Genomic DNA, 23,300 nt, shown 5'->3' on the forward strand with positions numbered 1-23,300 from the left:
AAGGTGTACTTGACATGCAATTAAATTGGAATTACATTCAAATTAAGGCATGGATACATAATTTTCATATCCATGCCTTAATAAACTTATCATAGAAAGCTATTTACAGAAAAAACTTCACAGTCTCTCCTAAAAATAAAAGGACTTTATTTAGTTAAAAACTAAGTAAGGTCCTTTTATTAACATTAATATTAATTTTTTTGTTTTATTGATTATTTAATCTCAAGAATAATCCCATCAATTACAGGACATAAATAAACACTTCTACCATCCATTTTAATTCTTTGTTCTTTAAATGAATTATTTACAATAGTATTGTACAATTCATTACCTTTAGTTGGTAGTAGTAAGTTTAAAGATTCTTTAATAGCTTTTTTAAAATTTCCTGAAACAGAGCTAATAGCGTAACAAGCTTCGTTATCTACAACTCTAACTCTCGCACTACTATTTCCATTTGCATCATAATAATATCCGTTACTGTTAAATCCATTTAACAATAACCATTTATTAAATTCTTCCATTGATATCCCTGTTGGGATATTAGTATTATCGTCTGGTTTAGTTGTAACCTTTAAGTAACTGCCACTAACATAGCCTGTTTTACCATTGTACTTAATTTGATACCAATTATTACTCATTTTTTTTAGTACATCTACTTTAGTGTTTTTCTTTAACTTAGCAACAATACTTTGCTTAGTAGAGTAACCTTTTCTCATGTTAAGAGAACTTGTAGTTGTAGTACCTGCTTGGTTTTTATAAGTCTTCACAGTTGTAACAGTATTAGTATTAGTGTTTGTGCTTGTAAGTTTTAAATACTTGCCACTAACATAACCTGTTTTACCTTTGTACTTTATTTGATACCAATTATTACTCATTTTTTTAAGTACATCTACTTTTGCATTTTTCTTTAACTTAGTAAGTACTTTGTGCTTAGTCGAATAACCTTTTCTCATGTTCACTGAATCTGTTGTTGATCCAACTTGCTTAACTGCAACAGATGTGCTAACTGTTTTAGCACTACTTGAAAATATAGTTGTAGAAAATAAACTAACCGATAGAAATCCAACTAATAATAGCGAGCCTATTTTTCTAGACTTATTTACCATATATTTACCTTCAATTTCATTTTATATAAAGGAATAATTTCCCATCAACTTCATACTATATTCTTTTAACAAATTAAGCAACCAATATATTTTTAATTTTATGTAAAAATATATTTAATAAGCATTTAACCTTTTTTATATTATAACTCTAAAGACAGTAGATCTTCATAACTTTGTCTTTTACATATTAATTTATCATTTCCCTTATTTACAAATACAACTGGGTTTTTAGGTATTTTATTATAGTTTGATGCCATAGAGTATCCATAAGCTCCTGTAGACGTTGTTATTAATACATCTTCACTTTGTATATCTAATATATTAGTATTTGATATTAAAATATCCCCACTTTCACAACATTTCCCAGCAATAGTTACTTTATGCTCAGATTTTTCATTATTCATTTTATTTACTATAGCACATTCATACCCTGCTTGGTATAAAGAAGGTCTTATATTATCTGTCATTCCACCATCTACACTTACATAAGTTCTTACATCTTTAATATTTTTAATTGATCCAATAGAATATAGCGTACTTCCTGCATTTGCAACTAAAGACCTACCTGGTTCCAATATAAGAGTAGGGGTATTTATATTTAATTGTTTGCATTTTTCATTGCATTTATTTATAATTTTCTCGCAAAACTCTTTAATGCTTCTTGGTTTGTCTTCCTTAGTGTAGTAAACACCGATACCACCACCAAAGTCTACTTCTTTTATTTCTATATCATAGTCATCTTTTAATTTTTTTACTAAATTTAACATAACATCAACTTCTTCTTCATAAGGTTCCACCTCAAATATTTGAGAACCAATATGAGCATGAATCCCAATTAGTTTTACATTTTTATATCCTTTTAACCTTTCTACTGCCATATAAAAATCCCCATTTGTCAATGCAAAACCAAATTTAGAATCTATTTGACCAGTTCTAATATATTTATGAGTATGTGCATCAATTCCAGGCGTTACTCTAAAATATATATCTTGTATCATATTTTTTTCTTCACAAAACTTTTCTAATATATCTAATTCATAAAAATTATCTACCACAAATACACCTACACCCAGGTCAACACCCATTTTTATCTCGTCTATTGTTTTGTTATTACCATGGAATAATATTTTCTTCGTTGGAAAATTAGCTTTGTAAGCTGTAAACAATTCTCCACCAGATACTACGTCTAAATATAACCCCTCTTCATCTATTAAAGTACACATATACTTAGGTAAAAAAGCTTTACCAGCATATGCAATTTTATTATTATTTTCTTTAACCTTAAAATACTTATTATATTCTTTGCAATTATTTCTAATTAACTCCTCATCAAATACATAAAGAGGTGTATCATATTTTCTTGCCAAATCTAGCGTATTTACACCACCTATGTATAAGCTATTATCTTTTATTCCCATTGTGCCATGTAGTTTCATATTACCCTCCTATTTTATAAATTAAATTCTTTCGCTATTTCTCTTATTGCCACTTCTTTACAAGAAGAATTTATTGCACATGTAATTCTTATTTCAGATGTTGTAATTAATTTTACAGCTATGTTGTTATCACTGAATATTTTAAATACTTTTGAAGCAACACCACTAGTATTTTTCATTCCAAGACCTACTAAAGAAAACTTTGTTATTTCTTCATCTATAATGATACTTCCTTTTGGTACAAAGCAACCTACGATTTCTTTACATTCCATTAAATCATCCTTTGGTATGGTAAATGACACATTTACCTTACTATTAAATGGAGCTGTCTGACTTATCATATCAATACTAACTCCATCTACGGCTATTTTTTCAAATAATTTAGATACATCTTCCATATTTATATCTACCACTGTTATGGCTGCATCTTCATCACAAGTGGCAAGGCCAGTAATAACTTTATCCTCTAATTTCATTTCTTTACTCCCCCTTATATATGTTCCTTCAATATCGCTACAAGATAAACCTACATATAACTCCACATTATATTTTTGTGCTAACTCCACACTTCTCGAATGCATTACTTGAGCACCTAAACTTGCTAACTCCAGCATTTCCTCATATTCAATTTCTTTTATTTTTTTAGCTTCAATATATTTTCTTGGATCTGTAAAATAAATACCATCTACATCAGTATATATCTCGCATATACCATCCAGTTTTACAGCTAAAGCCACAGCTGAAGTATCTGAGCCTCCCCTTCCTAAAGTAGTTATATCTCCTTCATCATTTAAGCCTTGAAATCCTGTTACTATTACAATCTTACCACTGTCTAAACTTTCATCAATTTTACTAACATCAATATCATCTATTAATGATTTCCCATGAAGTCCACTAGTTTTAATATCTAATTGATAAGCATTATAACTTACTGCTTCACATCCTAAAGATTTTAAACTCATTGATAATAAAGATGCAGATATCATCTCTCCAGTAGACATTAACACATCCAGTTCCCTTTTATCTGGAGCTTTAGTTATGTCTTTTGCTAAACTTATAAAATCGTCTGTTGTATCTCCCATAGCTGAGACTACAACAACAATCTTAGGATTTTTCTTTTTTCTTTCTATTAATTTACTTGCAATAAGCTTAATTTTTTCAGTACTAGATACAGAACTACCACCATATTTTTGAACAACTACTTCGCTCACTATTACCACCCCTTAAATTATGAAATTGCATAAAAAAAATAAAACGCCCAAAGGTATACTTTGGACGTTGAAATTAGCCATAGTAAACCTTGTAGCTCAACACTTAGAAAAAATTCGCTTAGTTCATGTGACCAACAGCCTTAAAAAACAGACCTGTTGATCCTCCTTCTTGCGAATAAAAGTGACAGCCTTATACATGTTTTGCATAAGTCCAGATAGCGTATATGCCTATATGCTACCTTCGGCTGCAATTCCTTTCCTAACATATAATTGCTCGCCAGCTATATGTTAGTACTATTAAGTACAGCGCCTCTACCTTAGGTTCTTATATTTTTTTATTAATAATATATTAATAACATAACATACTTTAATATGCAATAAAAATCATAAAACTATTTTTATATTTTACAAATAATTAAACAATTTATTCAAAGATGTATCTAAAAAGTATATATGCTCATTAATATTACATTTATTATACTTTTGTTCCCTAGAAGATATAACAATAACTTTTGGTACCATAAAAAATGGTATAGTCGAGTTATCAATATCATTATAAATATTGCTATACTTTGAACATCTAAAGTTTTCATCTAGTTCAATGTCTATTAATACTTGCAGTCTTTCTCCACAGAGATTTATATATTCTATAAATATATCATAAGTTTCATCTCCTACTTTTGCATTTCTATAAAATCTAACAGTTTCATATCCTGCACTATTTAATCTAATTGCAATTTCAGAACCTAGCAACATTTTTGTTAAACTTTTCCCCTTTTCAATATTACTTCCATTTAGATAATAAACTCCTGAATTATCTTTGAAATTTGTATAGTTAATATTACATGGAAACTTTCTCAAAGTATAATCATTACACATTTTTCTCAATGTCCTCTTTAGGGATTTTTTACCATTTCTTTTTTTACTATTAAATACTTTTCCTACTTGATTTTCTGTGACGCATCTTACTCTACTTACCAAATACAAAATATCTTTTTCTAATCCCACCATAGTCAATCTCCTTGAAGCTGTTTTTACCAAGTTGTACTATATTATATTAAAATCACTTAATAAAATTTACAAATAAAAAAAGGAAGATTAAAATTTTCTTCCTTTTTTTTATTAATATATTCTATTCTATATTACTTAGTTTTTTCTTTATTATCAATTTTTTCACTTTTTTCTTCTTTATCTGCAGTTCTTTCTGCTTTTCCAATATTAATATTATCAAAGGCTGCAATACTTATTATATTTGAATCTGCTTTCTCATAAGAAATACTTACTTTGTCTCCTACCATTGTTAAAGGTAATTCTGTAGATATTTTTGATGTTCCTGTAAATATTAGTTCTTTATTATCTTTTAATGTAATGTAATAAGTTGTGTTTCCACTTTTTACATCTTGATTTACTCTGGATACAGTTCCTTCTACTTTTTGTAAGTTCTCACTAGAGTCAAAATCTATATCATTCCCTTTAGATTCTAATGCTTCTTTGTAATTTCTATAAGCATCCTCTTTTGTGTCTCCCATTCCTATTATGCTATAATCTTCAACAGATACAAATGCTACCATTTTTACAAGGTCTGCTTTATCCTTTAAACCTAACACATATGTTGGCTTTCCAAGAATATTATAAGTAACTGGGAAAGTTGCTTTATAATTTTTCTCTTGTACTTTTCCTTCCGCAGTTGTCATAGCTGCAGTTTCTGTTGCTCCAGTTTGCATATACAGTTTTGATTCCTTTGTTCTAGAATCAACCAACATAAATCCTACTGTAGATTCATCTCCTCCTGCTGAAGTAATTCCTGTATACCAATATGATTTCCCATCTTTTCCATATACTAATGAAGTTCCTTCTGAAGGTAATAACACACCCTCTTCAGATATTACTGAGTTTAAAAATCCTTTAACATATAGTCCCCAGTTATTTATTTGATCTACTATAAAGCTTTCTGGTTGTATTCTATCTACCCACTTGGGTGTATCTTCAATTGAGTATATTTTAACCTCTCCACTTTGAGCATCAACAATAGCTGTTCCAACAGCATCTGATCCTCCATACCCTATAGCATGCTCATATAAAGTTACAACCCAATAAGGCTTTCCATTGTCATCGACTTCAAAATTAAAATCAGTCATACCATACTTCATACCACCATTTAGGTAAACATGTCTATGTAAATCTTGTAAGAAATATGCTTCTTCTTGATACACTATTTTAAGTTGTTTTCCATCAAGATTTTCAACTAATCTTACGTCTTGTGGGTCGCTTGCCGATACCATAATATAACCATTAGTACCCTCTAAATTAGTTATCCATTTTATAATATCTCTATGAACAAGAGGTGCAACCCAATATAATTCACCATTCACACTTTGTATTGAGTACTCACCAACTTTAGATATACTTCCTATTGCTGGTATTTCACCAAGTTTTTTTTCTCCCAGTTTTATTGCCATATCTTTGTCAACAATTCTTATTTTATCCACACTTACCGGACTTACATCTTCTGTAAAAACACTTTCCTCTACTTTCCCAAGCAAGTCTTTATAAGAACTAGCTCTAAAAATAGGAGATGTTACAAAGAATGGAATAATAATAATTACAACTAACAAAACCCCAGCTATTAAAAAGTTATTCTTTGCACTTTTAGATGTTCTCTCTCCTCTATCAAGCATCATGTCAAGAACACCAGCTAATACAAAGAATAGAATTAGCATTATAAATCCTGATGTGAAATCAAACCTCAGTACTGGTAATTTTACAAATGCATAAATAGCCGCTATTAATAGGGCTATCCCATAAGATTTAAATATTTTTTTCATATTTTCTCCTTTCCATTATACCTCTTATTACTATTATAACCTTTTTTTTACATGTTTAGATTAATAAATAATATATAATAGAAAATAAAAAATTACCATAGTAATATATGGTAATTTTTAACAAGTCATATGACTTAGCATATTTCTTCCACTTTTTATATTATAATTACATAATAATCCTTCGTATTCTAAATTAAGATTTGGGTTATTATAAAAATCCTCCGGCTTTACTAATGATGGTGACTTTTCAAATATGTCAATACCACTTTTATAAAGCATATCTGCCACAAAGTGCGAACATACATATCTATATTCTTTTTCTCTTGATTTATTAAATGATAAATATACTAAAGCTTTAACATCATAATTATATCTATTTCTATTGCTATTTACTTTCATTATATTTTGTACTAATTTTCCATAACTAGAATAATCAACATCTAATGAGTATACTCGGCATAATGCATTTTGCTTTATTTCATATAAGCCTTCATTTATGTGTTCTTCTACAAAACCTGCAAATATAGGTGTTTTAGGATTTAGTCTCCCAAATGAATACATGGGTGATAAATCTTCATTTAAAGATAAAGAAATATGAGCATAGGGACTTTTACTAACTTTTCTTATTAAATAAGATAGAAGAGTTCCTGTATAAGTTGTTACTATATAAATTTTTCTCATTTCTACACCCCCAATTTTCTTACCTTTTGATTTTATCATAATATTCAAATTCATTCAATTCATATTTAGATTTATTATTAATAATGGACAAGATATGTGTACTTTTATACATACTTTTTAAAAAAATTGGAAATATTATATAATTTTTTTTATATTATCTTAATAAAAATATTGATTTTGTTCAATAATGTTAAATATAATAGTTATTAACTAGTAAAATATATAAATATACTTTATTTTTTTTCCATATTGAATTAAAATTAATAATATGATTATGATAGAACTTATTACATATTAAAATTAATAAAATGAATAGAGAGGTAAAAAATATGTCAAACGAAACAATTTCAAATAATTTTATAAAAAACATAATAGTTGACGATTTAGAATCAGGAAAACACGATCATATAATAACTCGTTTCCCACCAGAACCAAATGGGTATTTACATATTGGACATGCTAAAAGTATTTGCTTAAACTTTGGATTAGCTAAGGAATTAAAGGGCACAGTTAATATGAGATTTGATGATACAAATCCATTAAAAGAAGATGATGAGTATGTTAATTCAATAAAAGAAGACGTAATGTGGTTAGGATTTAATTGGAATAATTTATACTTTGCATCTGATTATTTTGATGAAATGTATAAAAGAGCTGTCATTTTAATAAAAAAAGGTAAAGCATATGTGGACGATTTATCTGCTGATGAAATAAGAGAAACTCGTGGTACTTTAACAGAGCCAGGGTTTGATAGTCCATATAGAAATAGATCTATAGAAGAAAACTTAGATTTATTTGAAAGAATGAAAAATGGTGAATTTGAAAATGGTCAAAAAGTTTTAAGAGCTAAGATAGATATGTCTTCTCCTAATATAAACTTTAGAGATCCTGTTATATACAGAATTTCTCATGCATCTCACCACAACACTGGAGATAAATGGTGCATATACCCGATGTACTCATTTGCGCACCCACTTGAGGATGCTATAGAAGGAATAACTCACTCTATATGTACTCTAGAGTTTGAAGATCAAAGACCTTTATACGACTGGGTTGTTAGAGAATGCGAAATGGAAAATGTTCCAAGACAAATTGAGTTTGCTAGACTTAACTTAACAAATACAGTAATGAGTAAAAGAAAATTAAAATTATTAGTTGATGAAGGAATTGCTGATGGATGGGATGACCCTCGTCTTCCTACTATCTCAGGGGTTAGAAGAAGAGGATATACTCCAGAATGTATACGTAACTTCTGCGCTGAAATAGGTGTATCAAAAGCTGATTCTAAAGTTGATAGTAGATTGTTTGACCACTTCTTAAGAGAAGACTTACAACCAAAGGCTCAACTTGCAATGGGAATATTAAATCCTTTAAAATTAGTTATAACAAACTATCCAGAAGGTCAAAGTGAAATGATAGAACTTGAAAATATAGCTAAAAATGAAGAAGCTGGTACAAGAGAGGTTCCATTTAGTAGAGAAGTTTACATAGAGAGAGATGACTTTATGGAAGAACCAATACCAAAATACAGAAGATTCTTCCCAGGAAATGAAGTTAGATTAAAAGGTGCATATTTTGTTAAATGTAATGATGTTGTAAAAGATGAAGATGGTAATATAGTAGAAATCCATGGTACTTACGACCCAGAAACAAAATCAGGTTCAGGATTTACTGGACGTAAAGTTAAAGGTACAGTTCATTGGGTAGATGCTAAAACTGCCGTTCCTGCTGAATTTAGATTATTCGAGCCACTAATATTAGATGACGCTCCAGAAAATGAAGGTAAGCACTTCTTAGACCAAATAAATCCTAATTCACTTACAATACTACAAGGTTTTGTAGAACCAACTGCAATAAAGGATGCTAAACCTTTAGATAAATTCCAATTTGTTAGAAATGGATTCTTTTCAGTAGATACTAAGTATACTACTCCAGAGAAACTTGTATTCAATAGAATAGTTCCTCTTAAAAGTTCTTTTAAACCAGGAAAATAATTAAATATAATAAAAAGACTATGATTTTCATAGTCTTTTTTTATTAAATAATATATTACACAGATTTTAAATAAAAAAGAAAAAGCACTATTTTGGTGATTATAGTCTCCAAATTAGTGCTTTTCCCAGGACAAAAGTTTTCACTTAGGCCCTTACCTCAATTATTTCATCAAACATAGTTTGCAAACTAGTCACTGTTCCAATCCCTGGGTTTTGAATCATAACTATCTGCACGATAGTAGCTGAGGAATCTAGTATCTTCATTATATTTGATGGATATTAAAAAATATCAAATATACTTAAGCTCCCAAGGAAATCACAAACATACATATTTATGATTAGATTAAGTTGGATTGATCTTCATCAATCTCTACATATATATTAACCTTTTTCTTAATAATTATGCATTTTATCAAAACAACTTTACTTAAATTTTAATATCCTAATAATTGAATTCCATCTTTAATACACTCAATTTCCAAAGGAAAATCTGGACCTTTTTCTCCGTCAATATCAGTAATTAAGTTGTCTTTGCAATCTATTTTTAATTTATTTGTTTTAAAGTATAATATTTCGTCTTTGTTATATCCTTCAAGATGCTCACCTTTCAATATACTTCTAAGCAATGGCAAAATATTAGGAAACATAACATTTTTAACTATAATTACATCTAATAATCCATCATCTACTTTAGCTTTATATGCAAGATTAATATTTCCAGCTGTTTTTCCATTAAAAATTAACATTAAGTACATGTCTCCATCATAATTTACTTCCTTTGACTCCACTTCAATACTAAACTTTCTCATATATAAGGCTTCTTCAATACCTTTTAAGTAGTATGAAACTTTTCCAATGGAATTTTTAAAGTCTGGATTAATTTTTTGAGATACATCTGTAAACATTCCTGCACTTGCAACATTAATAAAATATTTATCATTAATTTTCCCAATATCAATTTTTTTAGGTCTTGTATTAACAATTCTTTCAATTGCATCCTTTACATCAAAAGGAAGATTTACGGCTTTTGCAAAATCATTGGCAGTTCCACATGGTAAAATTCCTATAGGGATGTTTATATTTAGAGCTTTTATAGCATTTAAAATCAAATCTACCGTTCCATCTCCACCTGAAATTAATATGTGGTCATAATTAGATTCTATGTCAAAAAAAGCATCGTTTACTGATCTGTTTTTGCAAAGTCTAAAAGGTACTACAACATAGCCGTAATGTTGATATACTTTTATTATCTTATCAAGTTCATGGGAAATTCTTCTTTCTCCTGAATTTGGGTTATAAATAAACTTAACTTTTTTCATATTTCCTCCAGTTAAAATCCTAAGACATCATTTATAAATATAACATACATTCTATTTTTTGTTCTTTGTCTTTTTATAATTGTATATTCACAGCATATTCTGTCATCGCTTTTGCAGTCCATACAATATCCTACTTTTGCACAAGGAGTAGCTGTATTTAGCCTTTTTGCATTTGCAGGACCACTTATATTTTTATTACGATTTAGAGCTTCTTCTATGTTTTTTACTATTTTATTTACTCCAACTACAAGTACAACTTTATCTGGACCATATAACATAGCAGCTACTCTATTACCATTTCCATCTACATTGAAAATTTCTCCTTCTTCAGTGATAGCATTTGTAGATGAAAAATATGTATCTGCATAAAAAGATTTTCTATAGATTTCTTTCATATCAGCAGGTGTAAGGTTTTCTTCATATCGATCTAAAAAATTATATCTTCCACTTCTAAGTAAATCTATTACTTTAGTTTCGAAAAGAGTCATAGAGCCCCCAACAGACACCATTTCACCTTCTTTAGCTATGTCTTTAATAATATTTATAACTTCTTCATTATTTTTAGCATAATAACCTTTAATATTATTTTTTTGTAAATTATTTATAGTTTTTTCTATTTTTTTTTCATTTACCCATTGTACACACTCATTCATATTAAACAATCTCCCTATTCTTATTTTCATTATTATTTTAGCACAAATCATTATACTAATATAAGCCAATTTAAAAATACTTTATTGAAGACAACAAAGTATTTATTTAATAACTTATATACTACTTATATTTATTTTGCTTAAATATAAATCCTTTTTTTTGTGGAAATGAGTACCTTTTGCTATTTTCATTTTCATAGTCATCATTAACTGGCGCATAGTCATCAAACATCATAATATCATCATTATTCCACTCATAATTACTAAAATTGTCTTCATAATCATTAGTCAAATAAGAGTGGTTTTTTTGATTAAAATTAATCATTTTATTATTCATCTCATCACCTCAAATTTATTATATTGTAATTATTTTCCCCAATACCCAGGTAAATTATTTAATAACAATTAATATATTCTTTTTTATACTTAAATAAGCATCTATCCTTAAATAAATGCTTATAGTAAATGACTACTTTACAATACTTTCTACGTATTTTGAATTTGCCGTAATAAAGTATCCTGATTTTAGTTTATACATATAACTATTTTCTACTTTTAACTTTAATCTACTTAAAATTAATAGGAAGTAAATAATAAAAAAATTCCTTACTATATATTAGAAAGGAATTTAAAATCTATTTATTTTTGTGTATAATATATATTTTCACCTGGCACTTTTCCACCTAAAACCTTAGGATTAAAAGAATATAAACTATTGTAATAATTAATATAGTCATCTTTACAATCATCTATAGCTATAAATTTTAGATTCGTTCTATCTATAGCTTTTTCTAGTAAAGTTGCTTTTACATTAACACCAAATTTTGCAGCAAACTCTCCTGCTTCTTTAGGGTTCTCATTTGTATACTTTATATTTTCATCTAGTGTTTTTATAAAATTTAATACAAACTCAGGATTTTCTTTTGCAAAAGATGATTTAACAATTAAAGTTGATTGTGGATATCCATTTTCATTTTTAAATACATCTTTCCAAGTATCATTTACACCACATATAACCTTTAAATCTGGATTTTTTGTAAGTAATCCACTAAGTGCTGGTTCTGGCACTATAGCTGTTGATAATTTATTTGCTGCTAATAATGATACTAAATCACTAGTTTCATTAGAATAATTAAATTTAATAGCTGATGAATCAACTTTTTGTTCTTTTAACAATGCTTGCACTGTTATATCTGGAGTCAATCCTTTACCTATGTTTCCTACTTCTTTCCCTTCTAATGATGAGTTTAATCCATTTACATCTTTATCACTACTTACTAGATAAAAAGATCCCATACCTACTGTTCCAGCAATTTGATAATTTGATGTTTTGTTGTAAGCAATTGAAGCCATATTCGATGGTACTATGGCAATATCTAGAGCTTCCTTCATTACATCAGTTGATAAAGCATCAGAAGTTGCTTCAAGAGTATATTTAGATTTGTAGCCTTCTTTTACTTCAGGATTTTCTTGTGACAATTTTGCAATTGCTATAGCCGGTAGTCCATCTGGTGCTCCAACATTTACTGTAACAGGTTCTTTGACCTCTTGTTCATTATTCTTAGAAGCACAACCTGCTGCAAGACTTAAAGTAATTAACGATGACATAAGTACTGCAAAAATTTTTTTCATAAATTTACCCCCAATAATATTTATTCAGCTGATAAATATTGACATTTTAGATGCCTTTTCATAAGAAAATACTTAAGAAATTAGAGATATTTAACACTAATCCCTTTCCCTTTAGACCATGTCTTTAGAGTCAGCTTATATGTAAATGTTAGCATATATGTATAAGATTATCAATTTCTATCTTATAGATAAAAAATAAAGACAATTACTTATAATATATAAATAATCGTCTTTATTTTAATTAAAATTCTATGCTTAGAAGTGGTGCATGTTGTTGAGCACCATAAACATCAGTTTCACCTAGGTCACCTGATGCAATAGGTCTTTTTATTGTTATTTTTATTGCATTAGCTGGCTTAAATTCTATAATATTAATAATATCTTCTTTGTTTATTTTGTATAATTCACAAATTAACTTTTCGTTAATTATCTTACTACTGCATACATTTTCATAGTCCTGTAAAGTTTTAAACATTATATCCATAGTTAATTCATAGGGACCAGAATTTTTGCTACGAATAATATTTGTAATATCAACTAACTTTGTCATTAATCATCATCTCCATTTTTATAATTCTTCATAGTCTATAGTAAATAAATCACATCCATTATCAACTTCCATCAAATGATAAACACTGAAATTATATACTTTTCCCGCATGAAAATCACTTGGAGAGTATGGAAAAGCTAAATTTCCGGCTGTGGCTTTTCTGTTTTCGTATCCAAAATGAAGCATAGATGAACGAGCAAATGCACATATTGTATCTGCTTTTTTTTGATCATTAGCTACTGCTTCAATTACCACTCCTATTTCATGAGAATTTTCTGTAGAAGGATTCGGCTCAATATTCCCCATTACACCATTTTTACCGTATATAGAAATATTAAGATAGTACTCCCACTGCTTTGATTTAAAATTATCTTCAACTCTTTCTTTTACACCTTCAATTATTTCATCAATTTTTTCAATCATAATAGGATCTCTCGCTCCTGCAATAGACACAGTTCTGTAGCCTATTAATTTTGCCCCTTCTAATTTCACCGTATATTTTGGTGACTCAATAAATTTGCTACCTGATACTTTAACAATATTTTCACTATCTTGAATAAATTTACACTCTGTTAGATTTAAATGACCTCCAGGACCAGGTAAAATATATGGATTTGTTTTTTCGTATAACGTATGAGCTGCCACAGAAACTGTAGTGCATTTCCTTATATGATTAAGTGGTTCTAGTCTAAAATAGTCTTCTCCTAAATATCCAAACATACAATCTGAACCGCTTCCTGGTGTGGCACATATAGCAGCACACTCTAAAATTTTGCCAAGATGAAGCGCAAGACCTTTATCATAACCTGCTTTAATAGCTGGAGCAGCAAAAACAGATGGGTCATAAGTTCGGCCGGCTAATATTATATCAGCACCTTCATTTAATGCTTCTATAAAAGGTTCAACTCCCATTTGGCCTACTATTCTTGTAGTTTGTTCTATATCTACTTCACTTAGCTGAGGCACTGGTCCAAGTGGTGAAACCTTTCCATTTTTTAGCGCTTCCTTCACTTTGTCTTTGGAAATTTCTGAATGTATTAGAGCTAGTTTAAAATTATAGTTGTTTTCTTTTGCTATTTCATATATTATTTCTTTGCACCAATTTAAATGAACTTCTCCTCCACTACCTCCTGCTGTTCCAATAATAACAGGAATTTGATTACTTAATCCACTTTTAATCATTATCTCCAAATCTCTTTTTACAGCATCTCTATCAGTAAATGATTCTCCTGCTCCAAGATAATAAGGACCTGGATCTGTTGAACCTGCATCTACTGCAATAACATGAGGCTTTCTTTTCATACCTTCTATAAATGATTCTTCTGGAAAACCATATCCAAGTATTGCTGTAGAAGATAATATTTTAAATTCTTCTTTCATCTTATTATCCATCCCCTTAATTATTTATTACTTTATTTAAAGCTAAAATTCTTTGCATTTCGTTATAAACAATCATGTAACCTTCGTCAACACCCATGCCTGGTTTTGCTAAAATTTGATCAGGTCCACTTGCCATAGCAATATGAGCACAAATTTTAGCCGAGTTATCTGTTTCGTTGCATGTTCCACCTTGATAAGCTCCTATATTTTTTTGCTTGCAATATAAAACAGCTTCAACTATATTATTTATTCCTCCTAAATCCGGAGTTTTAATCTGAATAATATGACCTGCTTTATTATCAGCAAAATATTTAATATCTTCCAGTGTATTGCACCATTCATCCGCTACAATCTCCATATTAATATTTCTTTCATCTATTAATTTTCTAATTTCTCTTAATGCTAACATTTGCTTTTCTCTCTCTTCCACATCTACAGGACCTTCTATACGAAGTTTAAATGGTTTAGCTATATGACATAATTTTTCCATATAACTTACTATTTGTTCATAATTATCATTGCCAAATGCAACACCTAAAGTTCCGTATACATCTATATGAATAACAGGATTATAAGAATTATCATCTCTTAAATTTATTATCCTATCTCTAAGCCAAGCAACATATTCTTCTAATTTTTCTCCATTATAACCTAATTTTTCGCTTACATTATTAATCAAAGCATGTGGAAGAACCTGTGCTCCTTTTATAATCATTTTATCAGCATTTTCATAGCGACTATCCCCACTTTGTGTGAATATTGGAACGATTTCATCTAGAACTTTAGTATTATATTCTTTTGCAATAACTTGACACATTAACATATTATTGGCTTTTGCCACAGTATCAAGTAGTGCTTGTGTTACTCCATATCTAATAGCTGTATGAAGCTTTTTATTATCAACCCTTATATCTTCTATTAAATCACAAAGTTCTTTAAAACTTGTTATTTCTCTTCCTATTAATCTTGGTGCTACTTCTTTTTCTATAATTGGAATAAAATCCTTAGCTAAAAAGAGAGGGTCACGTCCTCCTGCACCACTGTATTGTACTGCTGCACAATCACCAAGGGCGATTTGATCATCTTCCAAAATTATCATTACAGATATGGATTCTCCACTTTGTCTTACTCTAGTAAATCCTTTTGTGACAGGTTTTCCAATATAAGTTGAGCCGTCACTTATTGCTCCATTTTTTATTGCACGTTGATCATCAAAGTAAAAACCCGTACGACCTGCTGAGCAAACTACATTTTTTATTTTCATTGAAATATCCCCCTTGTTTTACTTTTGTAAAATTATTTATTTCTAGGACGACCAATAAGTGTTCCTTTACTTATGGCATAAACATCATCAATTACCATTTGGAAAGATTTTTCTCTATTTTCAAACTTAGCACGTTCTTCTATTTTCTTATTATTAAATTCTAGTATTTCAGGTGTAAACGGTAACTTTCCTGCATTAAGAATTCTTATAGCTCCATGATTGTCTCTTGCTGGTAACAATTTTCCTAAAGTATGAATGGACGGTGCAAAAGGAATATCTAAAATACCACTCTTAAAAGCTCTAATCACACCCACAGCAATGTCATTTTCACCTATTTCAAAACATTTATCTATTATGCAACGTGTTTCTCTTTTTATAATTTCTTTTTCTATATCAACCTCATTTGTTTTAAATTCTTGATCTTTTAACATTGCTAAAATTTGTTTTGTACAAAGTAATCCTTGTGCATTTGCTTCCATTGTTGGTACACCTATGGCTTCGTGTGGTGTTTTTACAATAACTTTAGTTGCTTTAGAAAGAGATGCTAGGGTACTTCCTAAAGAAATTACACTAAATGCTTTTGCTTCATCTTGAGGAAAGCTTCCCATCCATTGATGAAGTACTGTTGTTACAATAACATCATCATGTCCTGATTTTATTAAATATTCATTAGTAAGTTCTTCCAACGCTCTAATTGCTGCAATATCTTGAATAAAGTTTCCACATTGTCCATATCCTACAGAAATATTTTTTACACCTTGCTTTGCAGCTAATAAACTTTCTATAATTGCGACTGAGTGAGATATACATGGAGGTACTAAAGTTCCAGTTAAAGGTCCGTAAGGTTCACGATTTATTGATATACCCTCTTCTTCATATAGACCTGTCAGCCTATCAACATATTGCCAATCTCTAATAGTTTTTTCTAAAGATACGTTTTTTGCATAAGGTATATTATAAGAAATACCTCCACCTTCATAGCTAGTAAATCCTCCCGCATAAGTTATTTCACTTAGAAGTCTAGCATCTGGCGTTCCATGTCTTACTTGTACTGGTGTGTCTAGAGCATTTATAATCCTACGACAACTTTCTACTCCATGATTAACAGCTGGAAATCCATTTAACATAGATTTATTATTTTTTATTGACTCAACAATTCCTTTTTGTGCATCTTCATAACAATTTTGTCTTGTATAGCTATCTATGGTCGTAGGTAGTAAGTCTGCTTGACCTACATTTTGCAAATAAGTTAATAGCTTAATTTGGTCATCTACTAAAGCCACACCGGCTCTTGGTTGTATTAATGTTATTCCTTCTTCTTTTGCTTTTACAAGTTTAACCGAGAAAATCTTATTTTCGGGAAGAGATTTGTGAAATTCAAACGATTCTTCTAAGTTAACTTCTTTTCCTGTTGGCCATAAGGAAAGAACTTCTTCTCTAGTATGATTAAATTCCTCCTTAGAAATCTTTTTATTTCTAATTTCCACCATATTTTAACTCCTTTTTCATAATTCGAATTGCAATCTTTGGATATGATTTTGATAGTAGACCCATTGCTTGTAAGATATATTTTTTATCTACTAAAATTTCAGCTTCTTTAGGTTTCATAGATTCCTGACTTTTTTCGTTAAAGCATACATATTCTAAAATATTTTCTAAACAAGGTAAGTTAATCAAAGCACCTCCAGTTAAAATAATTTTTTTTACGTGGGTTAAATCTTTACCTTTTTGTAAATATGCTATTCCATTTGATGTGTATATTTTTTCTCTTTTACCACAATGTCTAGTTATTGCTATTTCAACAGCTTTTGCAGCAAGTGCAAAATCTAGGTCTTGGACACTTTTTTCATTTGGCAATGTTTGTGGATTAAGTTTAACATACTCAATTATCTCTCTTACTCTTTCTTCACTTAGATTAGATATTTGGGCAATTTCTTCAATTCCCACTTCATCAATAATTCCTTGAGCGCTATATCTCATTCCAATATCGCCTTCTACTGTTCTTTTTATAAAGGGTTCTTCAATTCCTTTATAAATAACATTTGACTCCTTTGGACTTCCATCTGAAGCAGAATATACATCAGTAGTTGCCCCACCTAAATCAATAGCAATGAGTTCTCCTATCCCTTTTTCATCTTCGTAACCGCTTGATAAAAGTTCAATACCACTCATTACAGCTGATGGCGTTGGCATTATTATTTCTGATATTAATTCACTTGCTTTAGTAATACCTTTTGCATTTATAATTTTTTGTAAAAATATTTCTCTTATTTTATTTTGTGCCGGTACTATATTTAATTCACCAAATACAGGCATTACATTTTCCACAATATATGCTTCTTTATTATTCAATATACTCATACACTTATGACTTACTTCTTTATTACCTGCTATTATTATAGGGAAATCTATCTTACACTTTGATAACATTTTTGCATTATGCAATATGCATCTTTTGTCTCCTCCATTAGTGCCACCTGCAAGTAAAAATATTTCTGGTTTATTTTTTTCTATTTCTGCTATATCTTCTTCATTCATTTCAAAAGAGTATACCTTTATAACCTTTGCTCCAGCACCTAAACAAGCTTCTTTTGCTGCAGTAGCCGTAACACCAGGAACTAAACCACTAGCTATCATTTTTAAGCCTCCTGCTGCTGAAGAACAGGCCAAGTACTGGCTATATTCTAACTTTCCTGTTCGTTTTTCTAAAGATTTTATGGCTTTATTGAGTCCTTCATTTATGTCTGTTCTTATAGTTGTAAAACTAGACTCAGTTCCAATAATAACTTCTCTTTCCACATCAACAGCAGTTATCTTTGTATAGGTACTACCAAAATCAATTAGTAGAACTACTTGCATTTTCTTCACCAATTTTCAAATCTTGCTTTAAACAAGCTATTGTAGTATCCGGGTCTGTTCCTGGTGGAAATACTCTATCAAAACCCATTTGTTTAAATCTTTTCTCAACTTCCTCAAAAGGTTGTTTGCCTACTACTATGTTCCCCCCCACATATAAAAGTATATTTCTTAACCCCCATTCTTCACATCTTTCTCTTAAACCTCTGCAATCGATTTCCCCATGGCCATATAAAGAAGAAACTAAAATTGCATCTGCATTAGATTCTATAGCTGCTTCTACATATTCTTCTTGAGAAACCATTACTCCAAGGTTAATCACATTAAATCCTGCTTCCACAAAGCAATGATATAGAATTTTGTTACCTATTGCATGCACATCAGCTCCTATAACACCAATAACTAATGTTTTCTTCTCCATATCAACTCTCCTTTAAATTTTATTTAAATCCTTATAGCTATGATCCATACTATCACCTACAAGTCCTACTAACATATATACTTTTTTGGTAGAATCATAATAAAACTCTGGTAATAATTTGAAGTTCTCAATTTTAGCTGTGCTCTCAACATGTATTCTTGGACCACTACAAGGATGTATATATTCCCCTATTTTTACATGCTTTTCATCATAGTATTGAATTGGTATATCTTTTTCTATTATTTTATTAACTTCTTCCTCTAAGATTTTAATATCAAAATTTGGTTTAGAATGAAATAATATTAAAAATCCATTTAAAACATCCCCATGCTCACAATTAAATCCAATATCTTCAGGTAAAAAATGTTCTACTAGATCTTCTGCTGAATGAGCCATTTTTCTTATACTTATAGAGTGAAACACTCTTTTTGCAATATCTCCTGGCTCTGGCCCAAAAATAGTTGGTCTTGTAACAATAATCTCTCCACCAACGCCAATTAATAAATCTGCATTTTTATTCATTAAAGGATAAATAAGCTCAAAATGTTCTACTATTACTCTTTTCCCATATTCAACAGCTTTATTTATTGCATTTACTAGTTCATACATTTGATAAAATGCTGACTCAAATCTTATGTCAATATGATAAGTATGAGGAGAAAAAAAACCTTCGTCATCCACATCCATAATCGGCAATGGTCTTACATTTAGCCCATCATCATCGTTAGTTAGTTCAAGTCCTGGAAACATACCTCTAATTAGCATGCTTTTTCCCGATCCTGGCTCTCCTATTACTCCAATTAATTTGTCTGTAGGAGTTAAATATTGTTGTGCTATTTTAATTCCAATTTCATACATTCTAACTCTACCTCTAGGAGCAAAAAAAACACTATAAAAATGATTTCTAACTACATAGTCAACTGGCATCTCAACCCACCCTTCATATTTGTTATTAGTCTAAAAATAATTCCTCCTATAATTTTATGTTTTTAATTATATTTCCTTATACCTAAATTATAGGTTCATTAAAATTCATTAGTCAATAATTTTCTTTCATTTTTTTTTATATTTGCAAGTTTTGTTTCATTGTATGTGTATTATACCAATGTGTTTATTATTCTAAAATTATTTTAATATTTATATTCGATTGAAATTTTTGTTATAATTTTAACTAAAGTGGATGCATTATAATTTATAAAAAGCTCCTTTAGGTTATAATTTTTCATTATAGCCATAAAGGAACTTTTTCATCTAAATTCATTTTATCACCACCTTTTAATTTTAAATAACAAAAAAAGTCCATTAAATGATTTTTCATTTACTGGACTGTGTTTACGATTAATGCTTTAGGCATCTAAATAAACATAGAAGTAATTTCTATTTTTATTTAGTTATATATTTTTATTATAGTTTAATTATTCAAAATAATCAATCATTATTTAATTTAAAATAATTATAAAAAATATATTTATTGCTAATTAAACTTTTCTAACATTGATAGCAGAAGGTCCTCTGTCTGCCTTTGCAATATCGAATGTAACACTTTCTCCTTCATGCAAATCTTTATTATTTCCTTCTTCTTTTACATTTGAGAAATGTACAAAAACATCTTCTCCATCTTCACTGCTAATAAAACCATATCCTTTTTCCACATTAAACCACTTAACTGTACCTGAATAATTTGCCATTACATAAGTCTCCTTTTATAAATAATTACCTCTTTATATTATTTCAATTAAGAATTTCTTTAATACTAAATTTTCATTATATTTTCTAATTATATATATTTATTTAAAAAGTAAAATTTCATATGGTATAATTTAAATAACTTTTTATTTAATTTGAAAGGAAATATTAATAAATATGAAAAGTAAAGAAGTAGAGTTTAAAGTCAATAATGTATTTTTAATTACCATAGTAATATCAGGATGTCTTATCATGGCTTTTGTGGATGGCGTTCTTTCTCCAAGTTATATGACAAAATCAATTTGTAAGTTACTTATTTTTTTGTTACTTCCCTATATATATTATTCTAAAAACTATTGTTCAATAAGTTTAAAAAGTTTATTTAAAATAAACAAAGATCATATTGTAAAATCACTTGCTTTGGGTATAGCTGTATATATTTTAATATTATCTGCATACTTTACCATAGGCAACCTATTCAATTTTTCTAGCGTAACAAAGTCTTTAGAAAATAATATAGGCGTAAATAGTAGTAACTTTGTATTTGTAGCATTATACATATCTTTTATAAATTCATTATTAGAAGAGGTTTTTTTTAGAGGGTTTGCATTTATAACATTGAAAAATATTTCAAGCAAAAAATTTGCTTATCTTTTTAGTTCTATTTCCTTCTCTATTTATCACGTTGCAATGATGTCTACTTGGTTTGATATATTGTTATTGTTATTACTAATTTTATCACTTTTTATTGCAGGAATATTTTTTAACTATTTAGATGATAAAAATAACAATATTTATAATTCTTGGTTTGTACATATGTTCGCCAATTTTGCTATCAATACTATTGGATTTATTCTATTTGGAATAATATGATTTTCCACAAAAAAATGATAAATATCAGTTATTAGACTGATTTTTATCATTTTTTAAACTTATTATTTTACCCTTATAAGCTATTTTTATCTAAAATATTTCTCTTATTTTTTCTAAATCATCACCAAATTGTCGTTTCATTTCATTTGGCAATGTAGTAGCACTCTTGTAGAAATAAACATCATGTCTAACATATTCTCCAGCCAACATAACCATTGGCTTACTTTCTGTCCAAATAACTTCAGCAATAGATTTACTAATAATTTGTCCAAAAACAACTTCTTTAGAGTCAGAGACAAGCGTAATCCATCTGCCACCCATTTCTTTCTTTTTTTCTGCACCCATTCCATGGAAATATAAATTTTTTAGCTCTGGTATTTCCATATCTTTAGGGGCTCCAAATATAACCACTGCAATATTATTACTTTTCTTTTGAAATTCAACTATTTCCTCTAAAATATTATTTAAATCTTCGTACCATATTTGAATAAGAATCTCCTTAGTACTATTTTTTATTATATTTCTGCACTTTTCAAAAATATTGTCATAGTTTTTTATATGCCATATGTTATCCATATTTGTTCTTAAAGGAAAAATACTAAAACTTTCTTCTAATTGTCCTAAGTTATTTGACATTTCCATTTTTATTTTATTTGATACTTCACTCATAGGAACTGCTACGTATTTATTATTGCTTTCATATTGAGTATATAATGCAAATCCCTTATCTATTAAGGATTGCAGTGTATTATATATTTTTGATCTAGGAACGTTAGCTATTTTGCTAGCCTCATAGCCTGTTAAGCTTCCATTTTGAGATAAAGTTAAATACACCTTAGCTTCAGCATCTGTTAGTCCTATTTTATTTAATAAGTTTAATTCATTATCCATTGTAGATCCCTTCTATATTAATATTATAAAAATTTCACTTTTATGTTTTTGATAGTTCGTATTTTATCATAAACATATTTAATTGTAAATCTTAACCATATCACTATATGAACAGTCTATATTCATTAAAAAGTGCAAAGGAAAAACCTTTGCACTTCATACTTACAATTATAATATTACCAAGGTTGCATTGCTCCACCTTCTTGTTCAGGTATTCCAAATTCTACAGGAACACCACCAGCTACCCATATACCTTGTTTTACCATTCCAGTAACTTTTACTCATTTTGACCTTCCTAGAAATTTGGTCTTTCGTATAATTCTTCATCTTTGATTTTATCCATAACTTCAGATTGCCAATTTTCTTTTTCTATTTCTTCAACAGAAACAGAAATAAACTTTTCTTCCATTTCTAGTTCTTTAATCATAAATTCTTTAGTATGTTTAGCTAATTTTGATTTTACTTCTTCACTTCTACCTGGATACATTTTAATATTGATATGTGGCATATTCCATTCCCCCA

Annotated in this window: 22 protein-coding genes and 1 riboswitch; of the genes, 2 read left to right on the forward strand and 20 right to left on the reverse strand. The window is 29.0% G+C overall.

Translation table 11 applies throughout. The features are described from left to right. Positions 1 to 212 precede the first annotated feature (212 nt). The 6 genes from K0040_RS01350 to K0040_RS01375 form a co-directional block, all read right to left on the reverse strand. Complete coding sequence (locus K0040_RS01350; RefSeq protein WP_228107185.1) at positions 213 to 1,106, reverse strand: SH3 domain-containing protein; 894 nt, start codon at positions 1,104 to 1,106, stop codon at positions 213 to 215. Positions 1,107 to 1,246: 140 nt separating this feature from the next. Then, positions 1,247 to 2,542 (reverse strand): diaminopimelate decarboxylase, encoded by a 1,296-nt coding sequence (lysA, locus tag K0040_RS01355; protein ID WP_228107186.1) that lies wholly within the window; start codon positions 2,540 to 2,542, stop codon positions 1,247 to 1,249. Positions 2,543 to 2,556: 14 nt separating this feature from the next. Next, a complete protein-coding gene (locus K0040_RS01360) occupies positions 2,557 to 3,753 on the reverse strand; it encodes an aspartate kinase (protein ID WP_228107187.1) in 1,197 nt (398 codons plus the stop codon). 84 nt (positions 3,754 to 3,837) lie between these two features. Then, positions 3,838 to 4,076, reverse strand: a riboswitch (Lysine riboswitch). Positions 4,077 to 4,158: 82 nt separating this feature from the next. Next, positions 4,159 to 4,764: a hypothetical protein gene (locus tag K0040_RS01365; protein ID WP_228107188.1), complete on the reverse strand. Its 606-nt coding sequence runs from the start codon at positions 4,762 to 4,764 to the stop codon at positions 4,159 to 4,161. Between the two features lie 131 nt (positions 4,765 to 4,895). Beyond that, complete coding sequence (locus K0040_RS01370) at positions 4,896 to 6,578, reverse strand: hypothetical protein (RefSeq protein WP_228107189.1); 1,683 nt, start codon at positions 6,576 to 6,578, stop codon at positions 4,896 to 4,898. A gap of 117 nt (positions 6,579 to 6,695) precedes the next feature. Continuing rightward, positions 6,696 to 7,259, reverse strand: a complete 564-nt coding sequence (locus tag K0040_RS01375) for a hypothetical protein (RefSeq protein WP_074916490.1) — start codon at positions 7,257 to 7,259, stop codon at positions 6,696 to 6,698. 329 nt (positions 7,260 to 7,588) lie between these two features. Here K0040_RS01375 and K0040_RS01380 point away from each other — a divergent pair, with 329 nt between their 5' ends. Continuing rightward, positions 7,589 to 9,253 (forward strand): glutamine--tRNA ligase/YqeY domain fusion protein, encoded by a 1,665-nt coding sequence (locus K0040_RS01380; protein WP_228107190.1) that lies wholly within the window; start codon positions 7,589 to 7,591, stop codon positions 9,251 to 9,253. Positions 9,254 to 9,687: 434 nt separating this feature from the next. On the opposite strand, the gene K0040_RS01385 is transcribed toward K0040_RS01380, so the two are convergent. The 12 genes from K0040_RS01385 to K0040_RS01440 form a co-directional block, all read right to left on the reverse strand. Then, positions 9,688 to 10,572 carry a YegS/Rv2252/BmrU family lipid kinase gene (locus K0040_RS01385; RefSeq protein WP_228107191.1) on the reverse strand — a complete coding sequence of 295 codons (885 nt, stop codon included), beginning with the start codon at positions 10,570 to 10,572 and terminating at the stop codon, positions 9,688 to 9,690. 11 nt (positions 10,573 to 10,583) lie between these two features. Beyond that, a complete protein-coding gene (locus K0040_RS01390; RefSeq protein ID WP_228107192.1) occupies positions 10,584 to 11,225 on the reverse strand; it encodes a lactate utilization protein in 642 nt (213 codons plus the stop codon). Positions 11,226 to 11,346: 121 nt separating this feature from the next. Next, the gene (locus K0040_RS01395; protein WP_228107193.1) at positions 11,347 to 11,562 is read right to left on the reverse strand and encodes a hypothetical protein; all 216 of its coding nucleotides are present in this window, start codon (positions 11,560 to 11,562) and stop codon (positions 11,347 to 11,349) included. Between the two features lie 302 nt (positions 11,563 to 11,864). Then, positions 11,865 to 12,857: an ABC transporter substrate-binding protein gene (locus tag K0040_RS01400; RefSeq protein WP_228107194.1), complete on the reverse strand. Its 993-nt coding sequence runs from the start codon at positions 12,855 to 12,857 to the stop codon at positions 11,865 to 11,867. Between the two features lie 241 nt (positions 12,858 to 13,098). Then, positions 13,099 to 13,407 (reverse strand): DUF4387 domain-containing protein, encoded by a 309-nt coding sequence (locus K0040_RS01405; RefSeq protein ID WP_074916477.1) that lies wholly within the window; start codon positions 13,405 to 13,407, stop codon positions 13,099 to 13,101. A gap of 18 nt (positions 13,408 to 13,425) precedes the next feature. After that, on the reverse strand, positions 13,426 to 14,799 hold the full coding sequence (locus K0040_RS01410) for an acyclic terpene utilization AtuA family protein (protein WP_228107195.1): 1,374 nt from the start codon (positions 14,797 to 14,799) through the stop codon (positions 13,426 to 13,428). 4 nt (positions 14,800 to 14,803) lie between these two features. After that, entirely contained in the window at positions 14,804 to 16,051 is a 1,248-nt protein-coding gene (locus K0040_RS01415) for a methylaspartate ammonia-lyase (protein ID WP_228107196.1), read from the reverse strand. A 32-nt stretch (positions 16,052 to 16,083) separates the two neighbouring features. Beyond that, positions 16,084 to 17,541 carry a methylaspartate mutase subunit E gene (locus tag K0040_RS01420; protein WP_265588775.1) on the reverse strand — a complete coding sequence of 486 codons (1,458 nt, stop codon included), beginning with the start codon at positions 17,539 to 17,541 and terminating at the stop codon, positions 16,084 to 16,086. Beyond that, entirely contained in the window at positions 17,528 to 18,910 is a 1,383-nt protein-coding gene (gene glmL, locus K0040_RS01425) for a methylaspartate mutase accessory protein GlmL (RefSeq protein ID WP_228107197.1), read from the reverse strand. The genes K0040_RS01420 and glmL overlap by 14 nt, the downstream gene beginning before the upstream one ends. After that, a complete protein-coding gene (gene glmS, locus K0040_RS01430; protein ID WP_228107198.1) occupies positions 18,888 to 19,328 on the reverse strand; it encodes a methylaspartate mutase subunit S in 441 nt (146 codons plus the stop codon). The genes glmL and glmS overlap by 23 nt, the downstream gene beginning before the upstream one ends. A 12-nt stretch (positions 19,329 to 19,340) precedes the next feature. Next, a complete protein-coding gene (locus tag K0040_RS01435) occupies positions 19,341 to 20,255 on the reverse strand; it encodes an alanine-tRNA synthetase second additional domain-containing protein (protein WP_228107199.1) in 915 nt (304 codons plus the stop codon). 551 nt (positions 20,256 to 20,806) lie between these two features. Continuing rightward, a complete protein-coding gene (locus K0040_RS01440; RefSeq protein ID WP_148556709.1) occupies positions 20,807 to 21,016 on the reverse strand; it encodes a cold-shock protein in 210 nt (69 codons plus the stop codon). A 175-nt stretch (positions 21,017 to 21,191) separates the two neighbouring features. On the opposite strand from K0040_RS01440, the gene K0040_RS01445 reads away from it, so the two are divergent. Further along, complete coding sequence (locus K0040_RS01445; protein ID WP_228107200.1) at positions 21,192 to 21,887, forward strand: CPBP family intramembrane glutamic endopeptidase; 696 nt, start codon at positions 21,192 to 21,194, stop codon at positions 21,885 to 21,887. Positions 21,888 to 21,977: 90 nt separating this feature from the next. Here K0040_RS01445 and K0040_RS01450 read toward each other — a convergent pair whose 3' ends face one another. Together K0040_RS01450 and K0040_RS01455 are read right to left on the reverse strand one after the other, a co-directional pair. Next, positions 21,978 to 22,778, reverse strand: coding sequence for a TrmB family transcriptional regulator (locus K0040_RS01450; protein ID WP_228107201.1), 801 nt, complete (start codon positions 22,776 to 22,778; stop codon positions 21,978 to 21,980). A gap of 295 nt (positions 22,779 to 23,073) precedes the next feature. Then, on the reverse strand, positions 23,074 to 23,286 hold the full coding sequence (locus K0040_RS01455; RefSeq protein ID WP_074916460.1) for a tautomerase family protein: 213 nt from the start codon (positions 23,284 to 23,286) through the stop codon (positions 23,074 to 23,076). Between the last annotated feature and the right edge of the window lie 14 nt (positions 23,287 to 23,300).

Source organism: Terrisporobacter petrolearius (genome assembly GCF_020748185.1).
GTDB lineage: Bacteria > Bacillota > Clostridia > Peptostreptococcales > Peptostreptococcaceae > Terrisporobacter > Terrisporobacter petrolearius.